Origin of the sequence: Deinococcus rhizophilus (assembly GCF_030271215.1) — a bacterium.
GTDB lineage: Bacteria > Deinococcota > Deinococci > Deinococcales > Deinococcaceae > Deinococcus > Deinococcus rhizophilus.
The window spans coordinates 1-9,805 of sequence record NZ_JASNGB010000108.1 but is presented as its reverse complement, the minus strand read 5'-3'; the positions used below and the strand labels follow the sequence as shown (position 1 = coordinate 9,805).

General features: G+C 70.8%; 7 protein-coding genes and 1 pseudogene. 5 read left to right on the top strand and 3 right to left on the bottom strand.

Going from position 1 to position 9,805, the window contains the following annotated elements:
• Positions 1-141: 141 nt before the first annotated feature.
• Entirely contained in the window at positions 142-729 is a 588-nt protein-coding gene (locus QOL99_RS11410) for a GNAT family N-acetyltransferase (RefSeq protein ID WP_285523953.1), read from the top strand.
• Complete coding sequence (locus QOL99_RS11405; protein WP_285523951.1) at positions 710-1,600, top strand: D-2-hydroxyacid dehydrogenase; 891 nt, start codon at positions 710-712, stop codon at positions 1,598-1,600. Before QOL99_RS11410 ends, QOL99_RS11405 begins: the two co-directional genes overlap by 20 nt.
• Positions 1,601-1,662: 62 nt before the next feature.
• On the opposite strand, the gene QOL99_RS11400 is transcribed toward QOL99_RS11405, so the two are convergent.
• Positions 1,663-2,802, bottom strand: a complete 1,140-nt coding sequence (locus tag QOL99_RS11400; RefSeq protein ID WP_285523949.1) for an acyl-CoA dehydrogenase family protein — start codon at positions 2,800-2,802, stop codon at positions 1,663-1,665.
• 118 nt (positions 2,803-2,920) lie between these two features.
• On the bottom strand, positions 2,921-3,988 hold the full coding sequence (locus QOL99_RS11395) for a lipid II:glycine glycyltransferase FemX (protein WP_285523947.1): 1,068 nt from the start codon (positions 3,986-3,988) through the stop codon (positions 2,921-2,923).
• Positions 3,989-4,057: 69 nt separating this feature from the next.
• On the opposite strand from QOL99_RS11395, the gene QOL99_RS11390 reads away from it, so the two are divergent.
• The 3 genes and pseudogenes from QOL99_RS11390 to QOL99_RS11380 form a co-directional block, all read left to right on the top strand.
• A complete protein-coding gene (locus tag QOL99_RS11390; RefSeq protein WP_285523945.1) occupies positions 4,058-5,143 on the top strand; it encodes a peptidylprolyl isomerase in 1,086 nt (361 codons plus the stop codon).
• A gap of 369 nt (positions 5,144-5,512) precedes the next feature.
• Complete coding sequence (locus QOL99_RS11385; RefSeq protein ID WP_285523943.1) at positions 5,513-7,078, top strand: S8 family peptidase; 1,566 nt, start codon at positions 5,513-5,515, stop codon at positions 7,076-7,078.
• A 124-nt stretch (positions 7,079-7,202) separates the two neighbouring features.
• Positions 7,203-7,787: pseudogene (locus QOL99_RS11380) on the top strand (Rad52/Rad22 family DNA repair protein); the annotation flags it as partial.
• A gap of 592 nt (positions 7,788-8,379) precedes the next feature.
• Here the strand turns inward: QOL99_RS11380 and QOL99_RS11370 are convergent.
• Positions 8,380-9,805, bottom strand: a 1,426-nt coding sequence (locus tag QOL99_RS11370) for an ATP-dependent helicase C-terminal domain-containing protein (protein ID WP_285523941.1), incomplete at its 5' end; no start/stop codon positions are given.

The following is a 9,805-nucleotide window of genomic DNA, read 5'->3' as shown; positions in this document are numbered from 1 at the left end:
GCTGATCGTGGTGGGGCCGGGCGGCGTGGTCGAGCGGGCCGAGGGGGACGCCTTCCACCTCGACCGCCTCTCGCGCGACGTGACGCGGGCGCTGGGGACGCTGACTCCTGACCCCGTGCCTGCCCTGGAGGGAGGTCCCCCCTGACTGCCCACGCCGCCCCGCCCGCCCCGCGCTGGGGCCGGGTCACCCTGAAGCCGCTGCCCGACCTGGGAGCGGAGGAGTGGGCGACCCTCTACCGCTTCTTCCGCGACCGCGAACTCGCCGACTGGAACGGGGCCAAACCCATCCGGCTGCCCGAGTGGCTGTTCCGGCGGATCATGCTGGAGGAGGAGGGCACGGGCGAGCGGGCGGGCTTCGGGGTGCTGGACGAGCGCGGCGACCTGATCGGCAGCGCCGAGCTGTATGACCTTCACCCCCCGCCGCCCCTGCCCGCCCGCATCGGCACCCTGGGCGTGATGATCGGCCTGCGCTCCCTGTGGGGCCAGGGCTACGGGCGCGAGGCGGTGATGGCGCTGCTGGGCTGGGCCTTTGGAGGCCAGCAGGGTGAGGGCCGTGAGGTGCCTCTCTCACGGGTGCGACTGACCACCTTCGGGCACAACCGCCGGGCGCAGCGGGCCTTTGCCGCCTGCGGCTTCCGCGAGGTGGGCCGCTCCCAGGCGGGCGACCACACCGACGTTCATATGGAAATCACCAGAGGAGAGTGGCTGGATGCGCGTGCTGATGCCTGACCTGCCCGAGTTCCGGGCGCTGACCGCGGAGGGCCTGACCGCTCTCCCCTACCGAAATGGAGCCTTGCCGGAGGGCGAGGCCGAGGGCGTGGTGCTGTGGGGGGCGGATGCCCCGACGCGGGCGGGGCTCTTCGCCCGGCCGGGCCTACGCTGGGTGCTGACGCTCACGGCCGGAATCGACCACGTGCAGGGCCAGCTGCCGCCCGGCGTGGCCCTCTACAACGCCAGCCCGCTGCACGCCCGCGCCGTCGCCGTCCACACCCTCGCGGGGATGCTCGCCGCCGCGCGGGGCCTGCACCGCTTCCGCGACGCGCAGCGGGAGGGACGGTGGCAGCCCCGCCACGACCTGGGCACGCTGGAGGGGACGGGCGTGGTGGTGTGGGGCTACGGGCACATCGGGCGGATACTGGAAGGGCTGCTGGCCCCCCACGGCGCCCGGGTCACCGGACTGCGTTCGGCCACCCCACCCACCGAGCGGGACGCGGCGCTGGCCGGGGCCGACTGGCTGGTCCTGCTGCTGCCCGGCACCCCGCAGACGCGCGGCATCGTGAACGCCGATGTGCTGGCCCGCCTCAAGCCCGGCGCGTGGCTGAGCAACCAGGGGCGCGGCTCGCTGGTGGACCCGGACGCCTTGCTGGCGGCCCTCGACTCCGGCCACCTCGGCGGCGCGGTGCTGGACGTGACCGACCCCGAACCGCTCCCGCCGGGGCACCCGCTGTGGGAGCGGGAGAATGTCATCATCACGCCGCATATCGCCAGCACGACGGCGGACCTGACGGCGCGGGGGGCCAGGTACACGCGGGCCTTTCTGGAAGTGATGGCGGCGGGGCAGGAACCGGAGGGACGGGTGGCGGAGGGCAAGGGGTACTGAGGCGCCCCCGTCAACACGAAGCCCCCGGCCTGCACACCGGGGGCTTTCCTCGCACCTGACCTTTACTTCAGCAGATTCCGGCTGATCACCACGCGCTGAATCTCGTTGGTGCCCTCGTAGATCTGGTTGAGCTTCACGTCACGCAGCAGCTTCTCGACCGGATACTCGCCCACGTAGCCGTAGCCGCCGTGAACCTGAATCGCCTCGTTGGCGGCGTCGAAAGCCATCTCCGAGCAGTAGGCCTTGGCAATGGCGCTCTCGGTGCCGTGGGGCAGGTTCTGGTCGACCAGCCACGCGGCTTTCCAGTACATCAGGCGGCCCGTCTCGACGCCTATCGCCATCTCCGCGATCTTGAACTGAATCGCCTGGAACTGCGAGATCGGCTTGCCGAACGCCTCGCGCTCCTTGGCGTACTTCACGCTCTCGTCGAGCGCCCGCCGGGCGATGCCGACCGACCCCGCCGCGACCGGGATGCGGGTCTTGTCCAGCGTCTTCATGGCGATCTTGAACCCGTCGCCCAGGCCGCCGAGCTGGTTCTCGCGCGGCACCCGCACGTTCTCGAACACCAGTTCGGAGGTCAGGCTGGCCCGCTGCCCCAGCTTGTGCTTGATCTTGTTGTAGGACATCCCCGGCGTGTCCTTGGGCACGACCAGCGCGACCGTCGCCCGGTGCCCGCCCTGCTTGTCGGTGGTGGCAAAGACCACCGTGATGTCCGCCACGCCACCGTTCGAGATCCACATCTTGGTGCCGTTGATGACCCACTCGTCGCCGTCGAGATAAGCGGTGGTGTGCATCCCGGCGGCGTCCGAGCCGTTGTTGGGCTCGCTGAGGGCGAAGGCAGCCAGCGAGGGCTTCTCGGTCATGGGGGCCAGGAAGCGCCGCTGCTGCTCCTCGGTGCCGCCCACCAGGATGGGCGTGATGCCCAGCTCGGACGCCATCAGCACCGTGTAGATGCCCATGCAGCCGTAGGCGAGTTCTTCCCCGATCAGGCACTCGTCGAGCATGCCCAGGCCCAGCCCGCCCGCGTGTTCGGGAATGGCGACGTTCAGCAGCCCGACCTCGAAGGCCTTCTCGACCACCGGCCAGGGCAGTTCTTCCTTCTGGTCGTACTCGGCGGCAACCGGGATGATCTCCTTGCGGGTAAAGTCGCGGGCCAGCTGCTGCAGCTGTTTCTGTTCGTCGGTGAGGGAGAAATCGATCATGGAAGCTCCTGGAAAGAGGGAATGAATTGAACTCGGTTCAAGGTAACACGGGAGGGGCGCGTCGCCTGTGGCCTGCGGCGACTCAGGTCAAGACCAGTCGGGGGGACCCTCGCCGCCCCTACAGCACGTCGTCCGCGCTGCCGCGCTTCTTCAGGTTGTTGCGCGTCTTGCGCCAGCGCAGGGCCTTCACGATGGCGGGCGCGGCGGGGTTGAGCGTGAGGTCGTAGGCGGGGTACCACACCCGCTGCTCGGAGAATTTCAGCTTCATCTTGAACACGCCGTAGGAATGCTTGCTCTCGTCGAGCACGCGCGGAATGCCCCAGAAGTCGAACAGCTCGTAGCCCCGGCGCTTGGCGTCCAGCATCGCGTTCCAGTAAAAGGCGTCGGGGGCCTTGGCGTCCCTGTAGGGCGTGCCGTCCGGCTGCACGCGGTCCTCGCGCACGCTGCCGCCGAAGAGGTAGGCGGTCGTGGTGCCCATCGCCAGGAAAAAGCCGCCCGCGAGCGCCTTGCCCTCGTAGCGCGAGAGCACGAGGTACGCCTCGCCGCCGTGGGCATTGCCCTCCCGCAGCATCGCCTCGTAGTAGGCGCGGGGAAAGGCGCCGAGCTTGGCCCGCTCGTTGGTGGCGGTGAAAATCTCCCAGAACGCGTCAAAGTCGTCGTCGCGGCCCGCCACCACCCCCAGCTTGGCGGCGGCGCGAACATTGCGCCGGGCCATCGAGTGCAACCCCGCGAACAGGTCGTCCTCCGAGCGGGTCAGGTCGGCCACGATGGTGTGCTCGGGCTGCTCGGTCTCGGCGCGGCGGAAGGGGCCGTAGTCCTGGGGCAGCACGGCGTCGCCGTCGGCGGGCACGGGGTGGGGCGGCTCGATCTTGAGCAGGGCGTCGCCGGGGCGGGCGATCTTGCGGACGGCCTCCGCGACGGCGGGCAGCAGGTCCAGCGAGTCGAGGGCCGGGCCACGGGGCGCGTACAGGGTGGAAAAGCCGGGCACCAGCCGTTTGCGCAGCAGCTGAATGGCCCCCACGGTCTGTCCGCCCTGACCCTGAATCAGGAAGCGCAGCGGCTCCTGCCCCAGCGTGCGCCGCGCCTCGCCGTAGCCCCAACCTTGCAGCGGGCTGGTGATGGGCAGCGAGCGAACGGCGTCGTCGTACACGCGGGGGTCCTGGGTGGGCACGAGGGTCAGGCGCATCGGGGGGGATTGTAGCAGCGGGCCTCTGCGGGGGGCCGCCCTCCCCCCCGGCCGCGCTACAGTGGGCAGATGCAAAAGAGCTTCCTGACGCTCGCGCTGCTGCTTGGCGGCGCGGCCCTGGCCCAGAGCACGGGCACGCCCGCCACTCCGGCCACCCAAACGCCAGCCAGCCAGACGCAGCCTGCCGCACCCGCGCAGACCCCGGCGGCCCCGGCCAGCACGACTCCGGCCAGCACGACCCCCGCCACCACGGCTCCGGCCCAGACACCCGCCGACCCCCAGACGGTCGTGGCGCGGGTGGGCACCGAGACGGTCACGCTGGGCGAGTACGAGCGGGCTTTCCGGCTGGCGGTGGCGCGGGTGCTGAACTCGCAGGGCATCCCCTACTCCGAAGAGGCGCTGGGGCAGTTCGCCGGGGCGCGGACCGAGTTCCTGACCCAGTACGCCCGCGACCGGGCGGTCTACCAGCTCGCCCGCCGGGGCACGGCGGTCACGGCGGCGCAGGTGGACGCGCAGCTGGTCGAGACCCAGAAGGGCTTCGGCAGCGACGCCGACTTCGGCGAGGCGCTGGCCGCCAACGGCTTTGCGAACGCCGCCGAGTTGCGGGCCGATATCGAGCGCGAGCTGGTCGTGGACGCCTATCTGGAGGGCATCAAGTCGCGCCTGCGGTTCGGCGACGCGCTGGTCGCCAGCTTCTACCAGCTCAACCGCTCGGCCTTTGCCCAGCCCGCGCAGGCGTGCGTGCGCCACATCCTGGTGGCGACCCAGGCCGAGGGCCAGACCATCCTGCGCGACCTCACGGCGGGGGGCGACTTCGCGGCCATCGCCCGTGAAAAGAGCCAGGACCCCGGCAGCGCGGCCGAGGGCGGCGACCTGGGGTGCATCTCGCCCGGCGAGACGGTCGAGCCCTTCGACCGCACGTCCTTTGCCGCGCCGCTGAACCAGCCCCAACTGGTGCAGTCCGAGTACGGCTGGCATGTGCTCGTCGTGACCCGCCGCACCCAGGCGGGCGTCGCCCCGCTGACCGAGGTCGCGCCCGTCATTCGCGAGCAGCTGGCCCGCGACGCTGCCCAGAAGTACCTCGACTCGCAGCTCGCCCGCGTGACCATCAGCACTGTCCCGGCCGCCCTGCCCGCTCCGGCCTCCAGCCGCTGACCCTCCCCCCGGCAGGCTGCCCTGCGACGCCGTGACCCCCGCCGAGGGGGTCTTTTTCTTGGCCGGGCCAGCAGCACCGCGTCCCATCACACATTCATCCACCCTGAAACACCGGTCCGTCACAGGTGAGGAAGCTTAAGGGCGTGGTGAGATCAAATGACAGCTTTAAGTCCGAATTGTTTATCAGATGACGACACTTTGCCGTACATTTTGCGCCATTCATAAATTACAAGGGAGTTTCAGCAGCCTGTCTAGATGTTTGCATGAAGGCATTTTCAAGAGGCGTGCTACACCTGGGGCGTCGGAACAATCTGCCTCGCCTGAAGGGTTCACCGAGGCTCCGCTCTCTCCTGCTCCGGAGGAACATCCATGACTGCACGCCTTGCCCTCAGCTCACTCGGTCTCGCCCTGCTGCTCGCCTCCTGCGGTGGTCAGGCTCCGACCTCCCAGGCCCCGGCTGCCCAGGTGCCGGACAGCGCGACCACCCAGCGCCCCGCGCGGACGCTGGCGCCCCTGCTGGGCACGGCGAACCCGGATGCGGTGGCCGGGCAGTACATCGTGGTCTTCAGCGAGGGCGCGGCGCCGAGCAACCTGGGCGCGCAGGACGCGGGCGGACTGGTCCGGGCGCTGAACCTTGACCCGCAGGGCATCACGGTCCAGCACCTGTACTCGCAGACCATCGAGGGCTTCGCGGCCCGCCTGAGCCCCCAGAACCTGCAGGCGCTGCGGGCCGACGCCCGCGTGAAGTACATCGAGCAGGACAGCACCATGCGGATGAGCGCGACCCAGAGCGGCGCGACCTGGGGCCTGGACCGCATCGACCAGCGCAACCTGCCCCTGAACGGCACCTACGTGTACAACTCGACCGGCAGCGGCGTGAAGGCGTACATCCTCGACACCGGCATCAACACGTCGCACACCAACTTCGGCGGGCGGGCCGTGTGGGGCACCAACACCACCGGCGACGGCAACAACTCCGACTGCCAGGGCCACGGCACCCACGTGGCGGGCACGGTCGGCAGCGCGACCTGGGGCGTCGCCAAGGGCGTGCAGCTCGTGGCCGTGAAGGTGCTGGGCTGCGACGGCTCGGGCACCAACTCGGGCGTGATCGCGGGCGTGAACTGGGCCGTGAGCAACAAGGGCAGCGCGGCGGCGGTCGCCAACATGAGCCTGGGCGGCGGCTTCAGCCAGGCGGTCAACGACGCCGTGAACAGCGCCGCAAGCAAGAACCTGATCATGGCGGTCGCGGCGGGCAACGAGAACCAGAACGCCTGCAACGTCTCCCCCGCCAGCGCCGCGAGCGCGATCACGGTGGGCAGCACCACCAACACCGACGCCCGCTCCAGCTTCAGCAACTACGGGTCGTGCCTGGACCTGTTCGCGCCGGGCAGCAACATCACCTCGACCTGGATCGGCAGCACCACCGCCACCAACACCATCAGCGGCACCTCCATGGCGACCCCGCACGTCGCCGGGGCCATCGCGCTGCTGATCGCGGGCGGCAACTCTGGCAACAGCGCCGTGACCAGCGCCCTGCTCAATGGCGCCACCACCGGCAAGGTCACGGGCGCGCAAACCGGCAGCCCCAACCGCCTGCTGTACACCGGCACGGGCATCACCACCCCGGCCCCCACGCCCGGCACCACCACGACCTACACGGGCAGCGTGAGCAGCCGCACCAGCTCCTACAAGCCGGGCACGGGCGGCTTTTCCTACGCGGGCGGCACCCTCAGGGCCACGCTCAGCGGCCCCAGCGGCACCGACTTCGACCTCTTCTTGCAGAAGTGGAACGGCAGCGCCTGGGCGGACGTCTCCTCCAGCGAGGGCGCGAGCAGCAGCGAGAGCATCACCTACGCGGCCGGGAGCGGCACCTACCGCTGGGAGGTCTACTCCTACTCCGGCAGCGGTTCGTACAGCCTGACCGAGACGAAGTAAGGTTCGCCCCACACCGCTTGCTGCACAGGCCCCGGCTCCCGCCGGGGTTTTTTCGTGTTTGACCCCCGCAACGCCCCCTGCATTCTGTCTTGACCGTAACGCCATTACGTTATAAACTAAACGCATGAAGTTGAGCGATGTTCAGAAACGACTCCAGGCTCCGTTTCCCGCTCATCTGGTGGGGTGGAAGCCGCAGGCCTTCAACGGGGAGCGCACCCGCGCCCTGCTGCTCTCCTACGTGGATGCCCGCGCGGTGCAAGACCGGCTGGACGCCGTGTGCCCCGACGGGTGGAGCTTCGAGATCGAGGTGATTTCCGGCACCCAGCACCCCACCGTCAAGGGCCGCCTGACGGTTCTCGGCGTGACCCGCGAGGACATCGGCGAGGCGGGCGAGGGCGAGTACGGGACCCTCAAGGCCGCGTCGTCGGACGCACTGAAGCGCTGCGCGGTGCAGTTCGGCATCGGGCGTTACCTCTACGACCTGCCCAAGCAGTGGGTGGACTGGAACGACCAGCGGCGCGAGCCTGCCGTTGCCCCCGAGCTGCCCGAGTGGGCGCGGCCCGACCACGAGCGCAGCCCCGGCGGCGCCCACCTCGTGCAGGCGATGGAGCAGCTCAAGTACGAGCTGCCGGAAGACCTCGACCTGCAGCGCGAGGTGTACAAGCACCTCAAGGCCGCGCTGGGCAGCCTGCACCCCGCTCCGCAGGGCGGACACGGGCGGGCCGCGTGNCGGCGGCGCCCACCTCGTGCAGGCGATGGAGCAGCTCAAGTACGAGCTGCCGGAAGACCTCGACCTGCAGCGCGAGGTGTACAAGCACCTCAAGGCCGCGCTGGGCAGCCTGCACCCCGCTCCGCAGGGCGGACACGGGCGGGCCGCGTGATACGGATTCCGTCCAATTCCTTGACTTCCGGAACACCACCGGAAGTCCATCCATCTCCCGGAACCCGCCCTTTCTCCTTCTCGCCTCCGCTCGGATGGAATCACTTCGTCAAGGATTCCATCGGAGTCCGTACGATTCGCACGGCACGGGCAACCGCCCCGGTCCAGCGCGAGTGGGCGGCTCCCCGTCCGGCCCCGGCGCGGGAGCTGGCCCCGGCCTCCCCCCGCAACGTCGCCGCCGTCATGCTCGGGGTGATGACGCTGACCCTGGTGGGCGGGGCGCTGGCGCAACTGCTGTAGGGGACGCGTGGCGCGTGCCCTGTCGCCTGTGGAGAGCAAAGAGGAAGGTGGGAGACGCCAGATCACGTCCCCCACCTTCCTCCTTTCCCCCCTCCTTTCTCCAGCCGCCACGGGCCACACGCTACAGGCGTTTTTTCGTCGCCCCCGTCGGCACGTGGCTCCAGGGATCGTCGGGCCAGGGGTGCTTGGGGTAGCGGCCGCGCAGGTCCTTGCGAACCTCGAAATAGCTGCTGTTCCAGAAGGAGCGCAGGTTCTGGGTCACCTGCACCGGGCGTCCGGCGGGCGAGAGCAGGTGCAGCAGCACGGGCGTGCGGCCCCCGTTCACGGTCGGGGTCTGCGCGAGGCCGAACAGTTCCTGCAATTTCACGGCCAGGATCGGGGGCGACCCGTCCGGACGGTAGCTGAGCCGGACGCGCGAGCCGCTGGGGACGGAAAGATGGGTGGGCGCCAGCTCGTCAAGGCGGGCGGGCAGCGGCCAGGGCAGCAGGGCTTGCAGGGCGGGCAGGAGCGTCACCCGCCCCAGCTCCTCGCGGGTGCGGACGCCAGTGAGGTGGGGGCCGAGCCAACCCTCCAGCGTCTCCAGCAGGCCAGGGTCGGAGAGGTCGGGCCAGTCCCCGTCCGGGCGCCAGTGCCGCAGGGACTCCACGCGGGCGCGGAGTTGCCCGGCTTCCGGGGGAAAGGTGAGCAGATGCAGGCCCTCGGAGCGGACCGCCCCGGCGAGGGCGGCCACCCGCTCGGCGTGGGGTAGCCCCGCCAGAGGGCGTGACTCCAGCACCAACGCCCCCACCCGGCGTTCGCGGGCGGCGACCAGCACTCCACTACGGGGGTCCCAGCGCACGGCGTCCTGCCACCCGGCGCGGGCGTCCAGGGCAGCGGGGTCCAGCGGCGCGGCGAGGTAGATGCGGCCTTCCCCGCTTCCCGCATCCAGGTGCGCGACCGCGAGGGCCGGGGCTCCGGCCAACGGGTCCCCCTCCGGCAGCCGCGCCCCCTGCCCGCCCGCCAGCAGGAAACGGCCCCCGCCGCCCGCCCGTGCCAGCGCCACCCGCTCCGGGTAGGCGAGGGCGATCAGCTGGCCCACCAGGGAACCGTCGGGCGGCGAGTCGTCCGGGCGCACCCCCAGCTCACGCCGCCACTGCCGGGCGAGGCGCTCCACCCGCTCCAGCACGGCCCCGTCTCCCCTTCCGCGCTCCCCGCGCCGCCACGCCCGCAGCGCCGCCACCCGGTCGGTCAGGTCAGTCCCCACCCCGGCGCCGAGGGGGTCGCGTTCCTCCAGCAGCGCGGCCACATCAGCGGCGAGGGCCCCCAGACCCGACGCCTGCCCATCATGCAGCAGGTGGGCGAGGCGGGGATGGGTGGGCAGTTCCAGCAGCGCCCGGCCCCGCGCGGTGATGCGGTCTTCCGTGTCCAGTGCGCCGAGGTCGTGCAGCAGGGTACGGGCGGCCTCCACGCGGGGGGCGGGCGGTACGTCCAGCCACGCCAGCGACGCGGGATCAGGCGCTCCCCATCCGGCGAGTTCCAGCGTCAGCGGGGCGAGGTCGGCCTCCACG